This window comes from Streptomyces sp. NPDC041205, from assembly GCF_055591765.1.
Genome location: NZ_JBVIZH010000004.1, coordinates 135,106 through 152,231, shown reverse-complemented (window position 1 = coordinate 152,231; position 17,126 = coordinate 135,106). Strand labels below are relative to the sequence as shown.

The 17,126-nt window shown below is 71.7% G+C and carries 10 protein-coding genes; 1 reads left to right on the top strand and 9 read right to left on the bottom strand.

Annotated elements, in window-relative coordinates; all coding sequences use genetic code 11:
* Positions 1 to 5 precede the first annotated feature (5 nt).
* The 9 genes from ACZ6BG_RS20525 to ACZ6BG_RS20485 all read right to left on the bottom strand — a co-directional run bounded on the left by ACZ6BG_RS20525 (position 6) and on the right by ACZ6BG_RS20485 (position 15,404).
* Positions 6 to 6,536: an amino acid adenylation domain-containing protein gene (locus ACZ6BG_RS20525; protein ID WP_469003320.1), complete on the bottom strand. Its 6,531-nt coding sequence runs from the start codon at positions 6,534 to 6,536 to the stop codon at positions 6 to 8.
* A gap of 174 nt (positions 6,537 to 6,710) precedes the next feature.
* Complete coding sequence (locus ACZ6BG_RS20520) at positions 6,711 to 7,649, bottom strand: amidohydrolase family protein (RefSeq protein WP_469003318.1); 939 nt, start codon at positions 7,647 to 7,649, stop codon at positions 6,711 to 6,713.
* The gene (locus tag ACZ6BG_RS20515; RefSeq protein WP_289943370.1) at positions 7,646 to 7,894 is read right to left on the bottom strand and encodes a hypothetical protein; all 249 of its coding nucleotides are present in this window, start codon (positions 7,892 to 7,894) and stop codon (positions 7,646 to 7,648) included. The genes ACZ6BG_RS20520 and ACZ6BG_RS20515 overlap by 4 nt, the downstream gene beginning before the upstream one ends.
* The gene (locus tag ACZ6BG_RS20510; protein WP_469003316.1) at positions 7,891 to 8,934 is read right to left on the bottom strand and encodes an amidohydrolase family protein; all 1,044 of its coding nucleotides are present in this window, start codon (positions 8,932 to 8,934) and stop codon (positions 7,891 to 7,893) included. The genes ACZ6BG_RS20515 and ACZ6BG_RS20510 overlap by 4 nt, the downstream gene beginning before the upstream one ends.
* Positions 8,934 to 10,430: an AMP-binding protein gene (locus ACZ6BG_RS20505; protein ID WP_469004115.1), complete on the bottom strand. Its 1,497-nt coding sequence runs from the start codon at positions 10,428 to 10,430 to the stop codon at positions 8,934 to 8,936. Before ACZ6BG_RS20505 ends, ACZ6BG_RS20510 begins: the two co-directional genes overlap by 1 nt.
* A gap of 2 nt (positions 10,431 to 10,432) precedes the next feature.
* Complete coding sequence (locus ACZ6BG_RS20500) at positions 10,433 to 12,184, bottom strand: aspartate aminotransferase family protein (protein ID WP_469003314.1); 1,752 nt, start codon at positions 12,182 to 12,184, stop codon at positions 10,433 to 10,435.
* Complete coding sequence (locus tag ACZ6BG_RS20495) at positions 12,156 to 12,812, bottom strand: GNAT family N-acetyltransferase (protein ID WP_469003312.1); 657 nt, start codon at positions 12,810 to 12,812, stop codon at positions 12,156 to 12,158. Before ACZ6BG_RS20495 ends, ACZ6BG_RS20500 begins: the two co-directional genes overlap by 29 nt.
* 43 nt (positions 12,813 to 12,855) lie before the next feature.
* Entirely contained in the window at positions 12,856 to 13,809 is a 954-nt protein-coding gene (locus ACZ6BG_RS20490) for a fatty acid desaturase family protein (RefSeq protein ID WP_469003309.1), read from the bottom strand.
* 263 nt (positions 13,810 to 14,072) lie between these two features.
* Positions 14,073 to 15,404 carry a condensation domain-containing protein gene (locus ACZ6BG_RS20485; RefSeq protein WP_469003307.1) on the bottom strand — a complete coding sequence of 444 codons (1,332 nt, stop codon included), beginning with the start codon at positions 15,402 to 15,404 and terminating at the stop codon, positions 14,073 to 14,075.
* A gap of 454 nt (positions 15,405 to 15,858) precedes the next feature.
* Between ACZ6BG_RS20485 and ACZ6BG_RS20480 the strand changes: the two genes are divergently transcribed.
* Complete coding sequence (locus tag ACZ6BG_RS20480) at positions 15,859 to 17,115, top strand: MFS transporter (protein ID WP_469003304.1); 1,257 nt, start codon at positions 15,859 to 15,861, stop codon at positions 17,113 to 17,115.
* Positions 17,116 to 17,126 lie beyond the last annotated feature (11 nt).

Sequence of the window (17,126 nt, the reverse complement as noted above, 5' to 3'; positions counted from 1 at the left end):
GTCACTCACTTCCCTTCTGCTCCGTGATGGCTCACCCGCAGGGCGAGCGAGGCGACGGTGGGTGCCTCGAAGACCGCGCGGATCCCGAGGGACGTGTCCAGCGCGGCGCGGATGCGGGACACGAGCTTCACGGCGAGCAGGGAGTGCCCGCCGAGGTCGAAGAAGCTGTCGTCGACACCGACGTCCGGTACGCCGAGGGCGTCGGCGAACAGCGCGCACAGCGCCGACTCGGTCGCGGTACGCGGCCCCCGTCCGGCCGGACGCCCCGCGCCCTCGTCCGGGGCGGGCAGGGCACGCCGGTCGAGCTTGCCGTTGGGGCTCAGCGGCAGCCGCTGGAGCGGCACGAAGACGGCGGGGACCATGTACTCGGGCAGGGTCCGCGCCAACTGGTCCCGCAACTCGACACCGTCCGGGACGCGTTGTCCGGCCGCGCCCGGCACGCAGTACGCGACGAGGCGGCGGTCCCCCGGCCTGTCCTCGCGCACCACGACCGCGGCCTGCGCGACGCCGGGGTGGGCCACCAGGGCGGACTCCACCTCGCCCGGCTCGATCCGGAAGCCGCGGATCTTCACCTGGTGGTCGGCGCGCCCCAGGTACTCCAGGTTCCCGTCGGCGCGGCGCCTGGCCAGGTCACCGGTGCGGTACATCCGCTCCCCCGGCGCGCCGAAGGGGTCGGGCACGAACCGCTCGGCGGTGAGCCCGGGCCGGTGCAGATAGCCGCGGGCGAGCCCGGCCCCGGCGACGTACAACTCGCCGGTCACGCCGGTCGGTACGAGCTGGAGGTGCTCGTCGAGGACGTAGGTGCGGGTGTTGCGGACGGGGCGGCCGATGGGCGGTGCCTCCGGGTCGGCCGAGGTGGCGAAGTCCGCGGAGTCGGCGGGGTCTGCGTCCGAGAACCACGCGGTGGTGTAGACGGTGGCTTCGGTCGGGCCGTAGACGTTGACGATGCGCGCGCCCGGCACCGCGGTCCGGATCTCCGCCAGGGTGTGCGCGGGCAGCGCCTCGCCGCCCAGGGCGACGACGTCCGCGCCCAGGTCCACGTCGTGGTGGCTCAGGAGCTCTTCGAGGGCCGAGGGGACGGCGCAGACGAGGGTGCCCCGCCACTGCCCGCCCGCGCGCTCGCCGAGGGACAGCACATCGGCGACGACCTCGACGACCCCGCCGGACAGCAGCGGTCCGAAGATCTCGAAGACGGAGACGTCGAAGGTCAGCGGCGTGGCGGCCAGGGCGTGGGCGAGGTGCGCGGTGCCCAGGGTCTCGCGGCCCCACAGGACGAGGTCCACGACGTTGGCGTGCGGGACGAGGACTCCTTTGGGGCGGCCGGTGGAGCCGGAGGTGTACAGGACGTAGGCGCCGTTGGCCGGGGTGAGGGGGCTGACCCGGTCGCTGTCACGCGGGTCCGTGGCGGGCGCGTCGACGTCCGTGTCCAGGTGCACGCGCGGCACGTCCGCGGGGAGTGCGCAGCCCACGTCGTGCGCGGTGACGACGCAGGCGGGCGCGGCGTCCCGGAGCATGAACGCGACGCGGTCGGCGGGGTGGCGCGGGTCGACCGGCAGATAGGCGGCGCCGGTCTTCAGGACGCCGACGAGGGCGACGATCAGCTCGGCCGAGCGGGGCAGGGCGAGGGCCACGATCTGCTCGGGGCCGGTGCCCTCGGCGATGAGCCGGTGCGCGAGACGGTTGGCGCGCGTGTTCAGCTCCGCGTACGAAAGACGCACGTCGCCGAAGACGACGGCCGGGGCGTCCGGGGTGCGCGCCACCTGCTGCTCGAAGAGGTCCACCGCCGTGAGCGGCGGGATGGGCCGTGCGGTGTCGTTCCACTCCTCCAGGAGCAGCCTTCGTTCCTTGGCGCTGAGCACGTCGAGGCGGCCGATCGGCAGCTGCGGGTCGTCGGCGGCCGCGCTCAGGAGCCGGGCGAGGCGGGTCGCCACGGCGTCCACGCTCCCGGGGTCGAACAGGTCGGTGCTGTACTCGAAGAACCCGGTCAGACCGGCGGGCCTGCCGTCCTCGGTGAAGCGTTCCTCGATGTTGAGGAGGAGGTCGAAGCGGGCCGAGCCGGGGTGCAGGAGGTCGGTGGCGATCTCCAGGCCGGGGACGTCGAGGCGCGGCGCGGGTGCGTTCTGCACCACCAGGGACACCTGGAACAGCGGGTGCCTGCCGATGGCGCGGGGCGGGTTGAGGTCGTCGACCAGGTACTCGAAGGGCACGTCCTGGTGCTCGTACGCGCTCAGGGACACGTCCTTGACCCGGTGGAGCAGGTCGCGGAAGGCGGGGTTGCCTGAGGTGTCGTTGCGGATGACGAGCGTGTTCACGAAGAAGCCGACGGAGCGGTCGAGGCCCTGGTCGGTGCGGCCGGCGATCGGGGAGCCGATGGGGATGTCGGACCCGGCACCGAGCCGGGTGAGCAGCGCCGCGAGCCCGGCCTGGAGCACCATGAACAGGCTGGTCCCGGTCTCCTGGGCGAGCGCGGAGAGCCGCCGGTGCAACTCGGCGTCCCAGGCCACGGAGAGCGTCTCGCCGCCGTAGCCCGGCGCGGCGGGGCGCGGACGCGCGAAGGGCAGGTCCACCTGCTCGGGCAGGTCGGCGAGCTGGCGCCGCCAGTAGGCGAGTTGGTGGGCGAGGGGGCTCGCCGGGTCGTCGGGGTCGCCGAGGAGGTCGCGCTGCCAGAGGCCGTAGTCGGCGTACTGGACGGCGGGGGCGAGGGCTTCGGGGGCGCATGCCCGGCCGTCGTGCGGTGCGCGGGGGCTCTCCGCCGCCTCCGCGCGGCGCGTCTCGTACGCCGCCATCAGGTCCTCCGTCAGCGGCGCGAACGACCAGCCGTCGCAGGCGATGTGGTGCACCAGGAGCAGCAGCACATGGTCGGTCGCGCCGACCTGGAAGAGGTGTGTGCGCACCGGTATCTCGGCCGCCAGGTCGAAGCGGTGGCCGCTCGCCGCGGCGAGGACGCCCTGCAGCTCCGCGTCGGTCGTGCGGGTCACGGGCAGCGGCGGCCGGGCGCGCTCCGGGGGCAGGATGTGCTGGCGGGGCTCGCCGTCGTGGTCGGGGAAGACGGTGCGCAGGGACTCGTGGCGGGCGACGAGGTCGGCGACGGCGGCGCGCAGCGCGGGGACGTCCAGGTCGCCGCTGAACCGCAGGGTCCAGGGGACGTTGTAGGCGCGGCTCATGCCTTCGAGGCGGTGCAGGAACCACAGGCGGCGCTGGGCGAAGGACAGCGGGAGCGGGTCGGGGCGCTCGGCCGCGCGCAGGACGGGGCGGGCGGCCGGGGCATCGGCGGTGCCGGAGGTCCCCGGCGCGCCGAGCGCGTCCAGGTGCGCGGCGAGTCCGGCGACGGTGGGGTGCTCGAAGAGGGCGCGGATGGTCAGCTCCGCACCGAGCCGGGTCCGTACCCGCGCGGCGAGGCGGGTGGCGAGCAGCGAATGGCCGCCGAGCGCGAAGAAGTCGTCGTCGATGCCAATGCCCTCGACGCCGAGGATCTCCGCGAACAGGGCGCACAGCACCTCCTCGCGCTCGGTGCGCGCGGCCCGCGCCGACTGCGCCTCGACGACCGGCGCGGGCAGCGCCGCGCGGTCCAGCTTGCCGTTGACGGTCAGCGGCAGCCGTTCGAGGAGCACGATGGCCGACGGCAGCATGTAGTCGGGCAGCCGCTCCCGCAGGTGCTCGCGCAGCGCGGCGGTGAGCTGACCGCCGCGGCGCGCGGCCACCGGGCTGGTGGCGTACGTCAGCGGATCGCCGGGGGTGCCGTCGGGCTCGTAGGCCTCCAGGACGGCACCACCGACACCGGCGACACCGGCGACACCGACGTCCCCGTCCCCGCCGCTCCCCCCGCTCGCTTCCTCGCGCCGCACGAACACCGCGTCCACCGCGTCCACCGCCGTCGCCGCCGGAGTGACCGCGACGCGGTAGCCCAGGCGCTCCCCGAGCAGATACAGGTCCTCGGGGTCGACTCCGTGGGGCTCCTGGGCGAGGAGGCGGTGGGCGTCGGCGACGGCGGCGCCGTTGTCGAAGGCCCGGGCGGCGGCGGTCTCCTGGGCGGTGCGGCGGTTGGGGACGCCGAGCACGCGCAGCCGTTCGGGGGTGTGCCGCTCCAGGTGGGCGCCGAGCGCTCCGGTGTCCGGCACGTCGTCGCCGAAGCCGAGCCGGGTCCCGCCGCCGGGTGCCGTCGCCGCGGGCGCCTTGTGCAGGACGACGTCGTAGCGGTATCGGGTCATCTCGTTGTGCCGGGTGCCGCGGCGCACCTGGATGTCCACCGCGCCGACCGCGTCCTCGCGGGCCGCGAAGGCGTGGAAGAAGTCCGGCGCGAGCAGCAGTTCCTCCTCGCGCACCAGGGCCCGCTCGACGGCGTGCCGCACGGTGGCGCGCTCGGCGTCGGGGGCGGCCCTGCGCAGTTGCACGGCGGTGCCGAAGGAACGCAGGGCCCGCAGGTCGCGGACGTCGCCGACGAAGACGGCGCCGCCGGGCGCGGTGCGCTCCAGGGCCTTGGCGAGGACGTCGAGGAGGTAGTCGGCGCTGGGGAAGTACTGGAGTACGGAGTTGATGACGACGGCGTCGAAGTGGCCCTGCGGCAGGCCGCTGATGTCGTGCGCGGCCTGGTGCCGCAGACGTACCCGGGCACCGAGCCCGGGGCGGGCGGTGAGCTCGCGGGTCAGCTCCTCGATCGCCCGCGCCGAGACGTCCGTGCCGACGTACTCCGCGCACTCCGGGGCGAGCCGGGACAGCAGCAGGCCGGTGCCGACGCCGATCTCCAGGACGCGGCGGGGGCGCAGTTCCCGGATGCGGCGGACGGTGGTGTCGCGCCACTCGCGCATGTGGTCCGGCGCGATGGGCCGCCGGTCGGTGTAGCTGTCGAACCAGCTGGCGAAGTTCTCGCCGAACGCGGGGCGCGCCGCTCCGGCACCGGTCCCGGCGTACTGTGCGTCGAACACCTTCTCCCAGTCGCCCACTTGGCGGGCGGCGGTGCCGTCGGCCGTCGCCGCGTCGGGCTCCTGGCGGAACTCCGGTACGACATAGGCGACCAGGCGCCGGTCGCCCGGCCGGTCCTCGCGGGCGACGACGGCGGCCTGCCGGGCGGCGGGGTGCGCGCCGAGCGCGGCCTCGATCTCGCCGGGCTCGATCCGAAAGCCCCTGATCTTGATCTGCTGGTCGGCGCGGCCGACGAACTCCAGGACGCCGTGCTCGTCGCCGCGCACCACGTCCCCGCTGCGGTACATGCGGCCGCCGGGCGGGCCGAACGGGTCGGCGAGGAAACGCCCCGCCGTCAGGCCGGGGCGGCCCAGATAGCCGCGGGTGACACCGGGCCCGGCGACGTACAACTCCCCCGCGACGCCCGGCGCGCACGGCCGCAGGGCCTCGTCCAGGACGTACAGGGACAGGTCGCGGATGCCGGTGCCGACGCGGCTCGGGGCGTGCGGGGCGGCGTCCTCGGCGGTGAGCCGGGTCAGGGTGGTGTGGACGGTCGTCTCGGTGATGCCGTACATGTTCACGAGCACGGGGGCGTCGTCGCGGTGACGGGCGTACCAGGGCGCCAGCTTGCCGAAGTCGAGGGCCTCGCCCGCGAACACCACCAGGCGCAGGGCGAGTTCACCGCCGTGCGCGGCGCCGTCCCGGTCGGCCTCCATGAGCGGGTAGAAGGCGGACGGCGTCTGGCTGAGGACGGTGACCCGCTCGGCGGCGAGCAGCGCACGGAAGCGCTCGGGCGCCCGGCTCGTCTCGTACGGCACGACCACGAGGCGGCCGCCGTGGAGCAGGGCGCCCCAGATCTCCCACACCGACACGTCGAAGGCGTAGGAGTGGAACAGGCTCCACACGTCGTGCTCGTCGAAGCGGAACTCGGCGGCCGTCTCGGTGAACAGGCGCACGACGTTGTCGTGCGAGACGACCACCCCTTTGGGGCGGCCGGTGGACCCGGAGGTGTAGATCACGTACGCGGTGGTCTCGGGCGTGACGGGCCCGAGGCGGTCGGTGTCGGTGGGGTCGGTGTCGGGCCGTACGGCGAGTTCCTCGACGGTGCCGCGGGCCGACAGCACGAGCCGGGGGATCTCGGCGCGGACGTCCATCGGATCCTGGCTGAGGAGCAGCACGGGGCGGGCGTCGGCCAGGGTCCGGTCGACGCGATCCGGCGGGTGGTCGAGGTCGAGCGGGAGATAGCCGGCGCCGGACTTCAGGACGGCGAGGATCGCGACGACGGCGTCCACCGAGCGCGGCAGGGCGAGCGCGACGAGGCGTTCGGGCCCGGCGCCGCGGGCGAGCAGGGCGTGCGCGAGCCGGTTGGCGCGGGCGTTCAGCGTGGCGTAGTCGAGGTGTTCGCCGCCCAGGGTGAGGGCGACACGGTCCGGGTGGCGGGTCACCCGCGCCTCGAACAGGTCCGTGAGGGCGGCGGCCCGGCCCGGCGCGGGGTCGGCGGGGGTGCCCGGGGGTGGTCCTGGCCGCGTCCGGCGGTGGTCGGTGAGCGCGCGGTCTGCCTCGGCGAGGGCGCGGTCCGATCCGGTGAGGGCACGGTCCGCGCCGGTGTATGCACTGTCCGATCCGGTGATTGCCATTGCCAAGCCCCTTGGTCGCTCGCCGACGCTGTCGCGTTGTGCCGTTCGTGACCGTGCTCGTGCCGTGTGTGTGCCGCGCGCGCCGCCCGCATGCCGGTGCCGCCGGGGCCCGCACACCGCTCGCTAGGCGGTGCCCGGCGCACACCCCGCTCGTCCGCCGATGCCCCCGGCGCCTCAGCCCGCCGGGCGGCTGCCCGGTGGCAGGACGCGCAGCAGGTTCTCGCGCAGCAGCAGGTTCCGGTCCGTCCTTGAGACCCCGGCGAACACGGTCGGACCGTCTACGACCTCGTTGATCAGCCCTTTCAGACCGCCGTTCAGGCGGCCGAGCGGCCAGTCCGTACCGAAGATGATCTTGTGGTTGACGCCCAGCCGGAACAACTGGTTGAGGTGCCCGGGCCAGTGCGGCAGGCTCGGGCCGCTCGCGAACCCGCCGGTGTCCACGTACACGTTGGGCCGGTACGCCGCGAGGTAGGCACAGGTCTCGACGTGTGTGAGACCCCCGTGGCCGAGGACGAACGGCACGGTCGGGAAGTCCCGGGCCGCCCGGTCGATCCGCATCGGGTGCGCCGGTCCGTAGTCGAGGCTGCGGGCGGTGGGCCCGGTGTGCACGAACACCGGCAGGGCCCGGGCCGCGCAGATCTCGTAGTACGGGTACAGGCCCGGGTCCGACGGCGAGTAGCCGCACGGCGGGTAGAGCTTCACCCCGTCGAGGCCGTAGGCGTCGACCATGGCCTCGAAGGCGGCCACGCCCGCGGACCCGCGCCGGGGGTCCACACCGATGTAGACCCAGAAGCGGCCCGGGTGGCGCAGCCGGATCTCGTGGTGCAGCCGCGCCGCCTCCGCGGGCTCGGCCGTGCCCGCCATCCGCAGCCCGAAGTCGGGCACGAGCAGCACGGCGCGCTCGACCCCGGCCGCGTCCATCTCCGTGACGAGCCCGTCGGCGAGGTGGTCCTCGTGCTGTGCGGCGAGCCCGTCGGCGACGCGCCCCGGCTTCGGGGCGACGCCCATCGAGCCGAGCCTGCACTGCACGTTGCTCGCCACGTCCTCGACGAAGGCCCGCGGGATGAAGCGGCTCGACGCCACGTGGCAGTGGCCGTCGAAGATCCCGGTCATCCGACGCAGTGCTTGATCAGGCCCTGGATGCTGACGCCCTTCATGGGGTCGTAGGTGGCGAAGTCGAACTCGGCGTCCGCCTGTTCCTCCAGGTACGAGATGAGGCCGACGATGGCCATGGAGTCGAGCAGACCGGTGTGGCTGAGGTTGGTCCTGGCCCCGATGGCCATGTCGGACTCCCCCTCGATCCACCGCTCCACCCACTCGACCAGCAGTTTCTCCAGCTCTGCCGTGTCCGCGCTCATGCCCGGCCTCCCCGCTCCGTGATGGTGTCGTTGGTGGTGCCCCGGGCATGGCCCTGGGTCTCGGTCCGTGCGGCCCCGACCAGGCGGAGACTGTTCCCGCCCATGATCATTCTTCGGTCGGCCTCCTTGATCCCCGCCACCGCCGGCTGCCCTTTGGCGAACGCGGCGACCAGGCCGGGCAGCGACTCGGAGAGCCGGTACGACGGCCAGCAGGTGCCGAAGAGGATCTTGTGACTGATGCCGAGGCGGAACAGCCGGTTCAGGTGGGCCTGCCAGCCGTCCGCCGCGAGGACGGAGTGGAACTGGCTGATGTCCAGGTGCACATTGGGACGGTGGGCGCACAGGTAGGTCGCCTCGTCGACGTGGGTGACCCCGCCGTGCCCCAGGATGAAGTTCACCCGGGGGAAGTCCCGGGCGGCCTCGTCCAGGAGCAGCGGCATGCCGTACTCGAAGTCGAGCTGGCCCCAGCCGGGACCGGTGTGGCTGAGCACGGGCAGGCCGCGCTCCTCGCACAGCTCGAAGTACGGGTACAGACGGCGGTCGCTCGGCGAGTAGCCGCACAGCGGGTACAGCTTGAGCCCGGCGAAGCCGTAGTCGGTGACGCACCGCTCGAACAGGTCGAGGCCGTCCTTGCCGCCGCGCGGGTCGACGCCCCAGAAGACCCGGAAGCGCCCCGGGTGACGGCGGTTCACCTTGTCCAGGTGGCCGGCGAGCTCGGCCGGGGTCAGGGCGCACCGGGCCGCGTGCGAGTAGTCGGGGACCACGAGGAACGCCTCGTCGACCCCGGCCTCGTCCAGTTCCGCGACGAGCCGGTCCGCGTCGTCGTCCTGGTGCACCGAGAGCACCCGGTCCAGCATCCGCTCGGGCCGCACGCTGTGGCCGTACGCGCTGAGGCGGTGGTGCGCGTTCGCCGCCTGGTACTCCAGGAACGCCCGCGGGATGGCGAGTTGGCTGCCGAGCTGGACCTGCGCGTCGACGATCCGGTGTCCGGCGGGACCGCCGGGGCCCGGCCCGGGGGTGTCCGCCGCCGCTGCCGCCATCAGGCCCCCGCTCCGGCGCCGCCCGCGAGGCGCTCGGCGAAGTGCTCGGCCGCCCGTGCCCGGCTCAGCTTCATGTTGGCCGTCATGAAGGCGGGGTCGGCCCGCAGCGGCGTGTCCGAGAAGACCAGGGACATCACCCGCTCATGGGCGTCGAGGCCCGCGTTGACCTCCTCGATCCGCTTCTCGATGTGCGCGCGCAGCGCGGTGTCGGCGGGGTCGGCCGGGGTGACGAGGGCGCCCAGCCGGTTGGACTGCGGTGTCGGTACGACGACGATCTCGGCGACGCCCTCGACGTCCGCGAAGGCCGCCTCGATCTCGGCGGGGTGCACCTTGCGCCCGCTGCCGAGCACGATGACGTCCTTCTTGCGCCCGATCAGGGTGAGGAACCCGTCCTCGTCCAGGCGGCCGTAGTCGCCGGTGAGGATGGAGCCGTCGGGCCGGAAGATGCCCTCGGCGGACGGGTCGCCGTCGGTGTCGAAGTAGCCGCGGCCGAGCGGCGCCTCCCGGGTGATGATCACCTCGCCGTCGTCGAGGAACGTCACGGACACCGGGTCCATCAACTGCCCGACGGTGCCGACGCGGTGGCGGTCGGGGGTGTTCCAGGCGACCATGCCGGTCTCGGTCAGGCCGTAGGCCTCAAGGAGCGGCACGTCGCGGCTCCAGAACCCGTCCAGGGTCTCGCGCCGGATCGGCGCCATGCCGGTGATCATGAAGCGGATGCGGCCGCCGAGGAAGTCGCCGAGCGAGGCGTCGCCGCCGGACTTCACATACAGCTGGAGCACGGTGTCGTAGAAGACCGGCGGCCCGATCAGGAAGGTCGGGCCCTCCTTGCGGACGGCCTGGAAGACCCGCTGGTAGGGCGCGAGCACGAGGTCGGCGCCCAGCCACAGGCAGAGGTAGACCGACAGGCGCTGCTGGTTGTTGGCCAGCGGCAGGAAGATCAGGTGCCGGTCGCGCTCGGTCATGCCGAAGGCGTCGATGAAGCGGTTGATGACGTACTCGGTGCCCTTGGCGCTGATCTCCACGCCCTTGAGCCGCCCGGAGGTGCCCGAGGAGTAGACCAGGCTGTGGATGTCGTCGACGTCGATCACCACGGCGTCGGGGGCCGCCGAGCCCGGGGCGGGGGCGCCGCCGGGGCGGACGACGGCGGGCGTGTCGGCGGGCACGGGCTCGTCCGCGATCAGCAGGGCGAGGCGGTGCCGGGCGATGAACGCGCGCGGGTCGTCGATCTCGGTGGCGTCGCCGAACGCCTTGAGCCGCGCGCCGGTGGCGAGGGCCGCCAGGTCCCAGGCGAGCCAGTCGATGCTGTTGCCCGCGCGGATGCCGATCACGTGGCCGGGGCGTACGCCGGCCGCCGTGAGCTGGTCGGCCCGGGTGCGGGCGAGCGCGGTCAGCTCGCTCTGGGTCAGCTCGCGCCGCTTGCCGGAGATGTCGATGTCGACGACGCGGGCGGTCGTGTGGTGGGTGGAGCGGTCCAAGAGGCCCGCGAGGTTCATGCTCACGTGTCGGCCGACTTCCTTCCTGGGGTGTCCGGTCGCGCCTCGCCGGGTGCGTGCGCCTGTGCGTCGAGTTCCGCCGCGAGGGCGGTGATCAGCTCGTCCAGCCTCGTGCCCGCCAGGAAGCCGATCCGGCCGCCGAGCATGTCCTCGTACGTCCCGCTGTCGGTGTCCCAGGCGACGTGGACGTCGATTCGGCTGCCGCCGTCGTCGCCGGTGACGGTCACCCGGCGTTCGAGGGTGCGCCACAGCCAGTCCGGCTCGGCGCTCAACAGGACGCCGTCCGCGCGGAGCCGACTGCGGTCCGCCCAGACCACGGCGTCGTCCCCGAGCCGCCCTGCGAACTCCGCCACCGGGCCCTCGCCCGCGCGCAGGCCGGTGTCGGCGGCGAACGGGTCGAGCAGGCGGGGGCGGGCGCGCAGGAGGTCAAGGACGCGCTCGGGCGGGTGCGGCAGGCGTACGGTGCGGGTCACCGGGGACAGCTCGACCGCGTGCGGGCTGTCGGCTGCCGCGCTCCGGTGGGCGTCGGCCTCCGCCAGGATCCCTTCGAGCACGGACAAGCCGTGGTCGAGGTCGTCCTCGGAGATCACCATGGGCGGCTGCACCCGCAGGACGTTCGGGTGGTAGAGGGAGTACGTGGACGTCACGCCCTCTTCGAGGAGCCGGCCGAGGACGAGTCCCGCCGTCGCTCCGTCGGTGAACTCCAGGCCGTGCATCATGCCGAGGCCGCGGTGTTCGGTGACGATGCCGGAGTGGCGCTCGGCGGCGGCGCTGAGGCGCTCGTCGATGGTGCGGGCCCGTTCCTTGACGCCGGTCAGGAACGCCTCTTCGGAGGCGATGGCGATGGACTCCAGGCCGACGCGGCACGACAGCGGGTTGCCGCCGAGGCTGGACCCGAAGGTCGAGGGCAGGACCCGCAGGACCTCCCACACCCGCTCGGTGCCGAGCACGGCCGACAGCGGAAGGAGACCACCCCCGAACGCCTTGCCCACGCACACCAGGTCCGGGGTGACGCCGAACTGCTCGTACGCGAAGAAGGTGCCGCAGCGGCCGAACGCCGTCTGCATCTCGTCCAGGACGAGCAGCGCCCCCGCCTCCGTACAGAGCCTGCGCACCTCCTGGAGGTAGCCGGGCGGCGGCACGATCACTCCGGCCTCCGCCTGGACGGGTTCCAGGAGCACGGCGGCGACGGTGTCGTCCAGTGCGGCGGCCAGCTCGTCCAGGTCGCCGAAGCCGACCTGCCGGAAGTGCGGCATGAACGGGCCGAGCAGCTCCCGGTGTTCGGGGCGGTCGGAGGCGCTGAGCGTGGCGAAGGTCTTGCCGTGGAAACAGCCGCGGGCGCTGATGATGCCGGGGCGGCCGGTCGCGGCGCGGGCCAGCTTGAGGGCGTTGTCGATGGTCTCGCCGCCGCCGTTGGCCAGGTACGAGTAGGGCAGGAGCTGTCCGGTGGCCTCCGCGAGGCGCTCGGAGAGCCGGATCTGCACCTCCTCGAACATGATCTTCGTGCTGTTCAGGACGCCGGTGTCGAGCTGGTCGCGCACGGCGGCGACGATGCGCGGGTGGGAGTAGCCGAAGGACTGGTTGCCGTACTGGTCGAAGAGGGCGAGATAGGGCGTTCCCTCGTCGTCGTCCAGAACGCGGCTTCCCGTCCCCTTTCCCTGGACGCCGCAGCCCATGACGAACGCCATTTTGGCGTAGGCGGGGTGGTTGTGGGCCGCTTTGGTCTCAGCCAGCCGCTGGCGCCGTGTCCGCATCCGCCACCTCCTCGCTCACATAGCTGTCGTAGTCGCCGAAGAAGTACTGGAGCAGTCGGCTCTTGCGGCCTTCGGGCGTGCGGGCCCTGCTGACCGCCTCGGTGACGTCGAGCGCCGCGACGAGGCTGAGCGGGGCGCCCTTGAACCGGGTGTCCTCGTAGGGCTCGTGCAGGGCGAAGAAGCCGATTTCCTTGTAGAAGCCCCGCAGCCCTTCGGAGTCGTCCACGAAGAAGTCGCCGAGGATGTGCGTCATGTCGTGTTTCCTGGCGCTGTGGATCACTGCCTCGCGCATCAGCGCCATGCCGATCTCGCGGTGCCGCATCGACGGCAGCGTCATCAAGTGCCCAAATTCCACGAGCCTGTTGCCGACGCGCAGCGCCGAGATGTCCACGGTGTCGTCGCACGGCAGTCCGGCCGCCGAGTCCGGCACGACTTTGACGGTGCCCGCGGCCTTGCCGTCGACGTATCCGAGGATGTATTCGGCGTGGGCGTCGAACCGGTCGAAGGTCGCGGCGGTGTCGGCCGCGTCGGCGAGTCGGCCCTGGTCCCCGACGTAGACGGCGTCCCGGAGCCGCAGCACGTCGGCCTTGTCGGCCTCGGTGCGCGCCAGTTTGAAGGTCACGTCCACCTGACTCTCCTCTCACCCGTGTCGCGATGGCTCACCCGGTGGCTCACTTGCGGAGCAGCTTTCCGAAGTACTCGATATAGCCGCGGTTGAAGTAGCGAATGCGGTCCTTCACCTCACCGTGCAGATCCGGCAGTCGCTCCAGTGGGAGGTTCGGCATCAGGTGGTGCTCGACGTGGTAGTTGTTGCCGTTCGTGAACCACGTCAGAATGCGATTGGAGCGAATCGTCCTCGTATTGGCGAACGGGTCGCGGTTCAGGACCTCGCAGCCGAAGTGCTCGGGCAGTTCGATGAAGGCGTGCACGGGCCCCGCCACAAGCACCAGCGGGATCAGCCATACCCACAGAACGACCGCCGAACCCAGCGCCAGGGAAAGGCCGGAGAAGGCCAGGAGCGCACCGAGGGCAAGGAAGTGGTCCCGTCGTATCCTGCGCGATACGCGGACGCTCTCGCCCTCGAATTCCCGGCCGAGCAGGGACCGTCCGAGATTCACCACGAACAGCGCGTAATGATGGACCATGGTGAAGCGCACGGTCCAGTCGATGAAAGTGCCGAACCTGGAGCGTTCCTTGTCTCCGTACTGATCTCCGTAGTCGAAGAACTCACGGTTCTCCGGTGTGCCGAGATCGCGGTGGTGCCGCATGTGTGCCGCCTTGTACGCGGCGAAGGAAATCAGCATCGGCAGTCCGAGGATGATGCCGGTGACCGTGTTCGCCTTGCGACTGCGGTACGCGAGATTGTGCAGCGTCTCGTGCTGGAGTTCCGCGGCGTGCGCGAGCATGCAGCCGATGAGGACGACTCCGACGACGCGGCACCAGAGGACCGGCTGCAGCACAATCACCACGCCGAGGACGGTGAGTGCCACACACAGGGCGAATTTGAGGGAGAACACCCAGCCCCGGGGCTCGGTGCGCAGATGTTTCAGTGACGCTCTGAGTTCGGTGGCCTCCTGTGGATTCCGCATGGCCGGGTCGACGGCGTCACCCGCTGTCAGATCCATCGTTGTTCCCTCGATTTCCCAGTAGCTTTCCCGGTGGCTGTGCGTCACCGCGCGCGGCTCACGGCATGACGGCGCGACTGACCGTCGTGCGGCGACCGGACGGGGCCAGTTCGATATCGGGGCGTGGTGGACGTGCGCTGCCCGAAGATGTCCGCCCGTGCTTCCGGGCGCGGTACGGCGCGGCATCACGACGGCACCCGGACAGGCCGTATGCCGCTCTTTTGGATTCCGCTGGGGGTGCCGCTCCGTTCAGGGTGCGGCGGTCAGCCGGCTGCCTCGGGCACCGGTGCGGTGGGAAGGTCGCGCACGGGGGTATCCGGGTCGGCCTGCTCGATCGCGTCGAGCAAGGCCAGGATTCCGTCCAGGTGCGCGTCCGTTTCCCGCGGACTGAAGAGTTCGGGGTGGACGTCGAGAATGACTTCTGTCGTTCCATCGGCCGCGGTCTGGAAGAAGTACACGGTCATATCGATCGTGAGGGGAATCGACATGGTGCGCATCGACGCGGTGGCTCCCGCGAAATCCAGTTTGTAGTCGAACTTCATCACGTTGACCATGGGCCCCCACAACCGTGCCCCGCCGCCCTGTTCCGCGGCTTCCCGGGAGATCTCGGCGGTGGGATAGCGGGAGTGCAGCAGGACCTGCCGCACCTCCCGCGACACGCGCCGCGCGAACTCGCTCAGGGGCAGGGCCGCGTCGACGTCGAGGCGCAGCGGCAGGATGTTCATGGTCATGCCGGGGACGTTGCGCACCTGAGGGCTCAGGCGTCCGCCGGTGGGCAGTCCGAGTTGGAGTTCGCGGGCGCCGGTGCGCACGCCCACGTAGGCGGCGATGGTGCTGACGGCGAGGTCCGACCAGGTCACGCCGAGTCTGTCGGCCGCGTCTTCGAGGCGGCCGACCCGGTCCGGGGTGAGTTCGGTGGTGCGGCGGCGGCCGATGGCGAGCCCGGCGCTGCGGCCTGAGAGGCTGACCGGTGCGGGGCGGTCGGCCATCTTGTCCAGCCAGTGGGCGCGGTCGCGCGCGAAGCTCTTCCCCTCGCGGTAGGCGGCCTCGGTGTCCGTGAGGCGCGTGAACGCGGGGAACGCGCCCGCGTCGGCGGGGAGCCGGCGCGCGAGTGCCGTGTACACGGCGGCCGTGCGATTGAAGATGAGCGCGAGGCTGTATCCGTCGACGACGGCGTGGTGCACGCGCCGATACAGGATGAAGTGGTCCTCGGCGACTTTCAGAAGCGCCGCGCGGCACAACATCTGTGGGTCGACGGGCCCTTGGGCGTCCTTTTCCATCCATTCCCTGGCCGCCGCCCCGGGATCGGACCCGGTGCTCACGTCGATGATGTCGAGCGGAGCGGGATCGGCTCTCAGGAATTGGCGGTATCCGCCCTCGACTTCATCTACGGGGACAATGGCGAGACGCAATGCCTCGGCCTCGCGCTCCACCTGTTCATGTGCCAGCACCATCAGTTCCGGGGCAATGCGCCCGCGGATGTCGAGATAGTCGCAAATACAGTAGACAGGGTTGGCGAGATCTTCAGCTTGAGCCATCCATGTGCGCAACTGCGTAGCCAGCAGTGGTAGTTCTGTTCTCTCGCGATTAAGCAACGTTCACCCTCCTCAAGAGGACACTTGCTTAAATCGACGCCACATCACACAGACGTCACGGACACCATGTATCGGTCGCGCGTACCCATTGGTGGGGAACAGTTTCGAAGCCCGGGAAGTGGTGGGGGGATTGGTGGGGGCCCAGGACAACGAACGGTAGCCTACCCGTCACTTGATCGAACGTCCATACCCAATCGGAGGGCATGTGCCAATGTCACTGAATGCAATGACCACCGGCTCTGTTACCGAAGCCGTAATCACGCAAAGCGACGACTATTGGACTCGGCCAACTCGACGCATATCGGCCACACCTTGACGACCAGGGTTTACGCTGGCCTGCGGCTGCCTTCACGATCATCAGGGCGACCGCACAAACTCCCTTTGCCTACAGCCCGTTGAAGCAAGAACCAGCAGTTCCGAACTCTCGTGTACGCACTGTGAACGTGGAGGATGGATGGCGACGGACCGAACAGCTACCCCACCCGGCACCGGCTGGGCCGGGAACCGACGCGGCGTGGCCGTGGTGGCCGCGCTCATGCTGGGCGCGTTCGCCTTCAACACGACCGAGAATCTGCCGATCGGCGTCCTGAAGCTCATGTCGGACGACATGGACGTCTCCCTGGCCGCCGTCGGGCTCCTGGTGTCGGGGTACGGCCTGACCGTCGCCGTGGTCTCCGTGCCGATCGCCCAGCTCACCCGGGCCGTGCCGCGCCGCCTGGTGCTGTGCCTCCTGCTCGGCGCGCTGTTCCTGGCGAGCGTGGTGGCGGCGGTGGTCTCCTCGTACTGGGTGCTGCTGGCCTGCCGGTTGGTGACGGCGGTCGCGCAGGCGCTGTTCTGGGCGGTGATGGGGCCGGTCGCGGTCGGGCTCTTCCCGCCGCATGTGCGCGGCCGGGTCATCGGCGCGCTGTCCGTGGGCGGTTCGGCGGCCCTGGTCCTCGGGGTGCCCGGGGGCACCTGGCTCGGCCAGCACAGCAGTTGGCAGGTGCCGTTCCTGGTGGTCGGCGCGCTCGCCATCCCGCCGCTCGTCCTCATCGCCACGGCCCTGCCGTCCACGCCTCCGGAGGAGAGCCACGCGGTGCGCGGCGTCGCCCCCGACACCCGCCGCTTCGCCGTCGTCCTGGCCGTGACCGGTCTGACGGTCACGGGCGTCTTCGCGGGTTACACGTACATCTCCAAGTTCCTCGTGGACGAGAGCGGGTTCACCGAGTCCACGGTCAGCACGCTGCTGCTCGTCCTCGGTGTCACCGGCATCGTGTCCGTCGCGGTGTACGGCCGCCTCCTGGACCGCTACCCCCGCGCCACGCTCACCCTCCCCGTGACCACGCAGGCGGTGGGGCTGCTCGGCCTGTACACGGCGGGCGGCTCCAAGGCCGTCGCCGTGCTCATGATGGTGCTCCTCGGCGCCTCGCTCGGCCCGGTCTTCATGGCCACCCAGAGCCAGGTCATGCACTTCGCGCCCGGCCGCACGGAGACCGCCATCGCGGCGAACGGCGCCGCGTACAACACCGGAGTGGCCGCGGGCGCTCTCGCCGGCGGCCTGCTCCTGCCGGTCCTCGGCGTCCGTGGCACGTTCCTCGTGGGTGGCCTGATGACGGTGGCGGCCCTGGCCCTGCTCCTGGAGGAACAGTTCCTGTCCGTGGGCCGTACGAAGGCGTGGTCGGACGCCCCGCGAACAGCCCCGGCGGACAGGGACGTCTACTCCGAGCGCTGAACCGGCGAGAG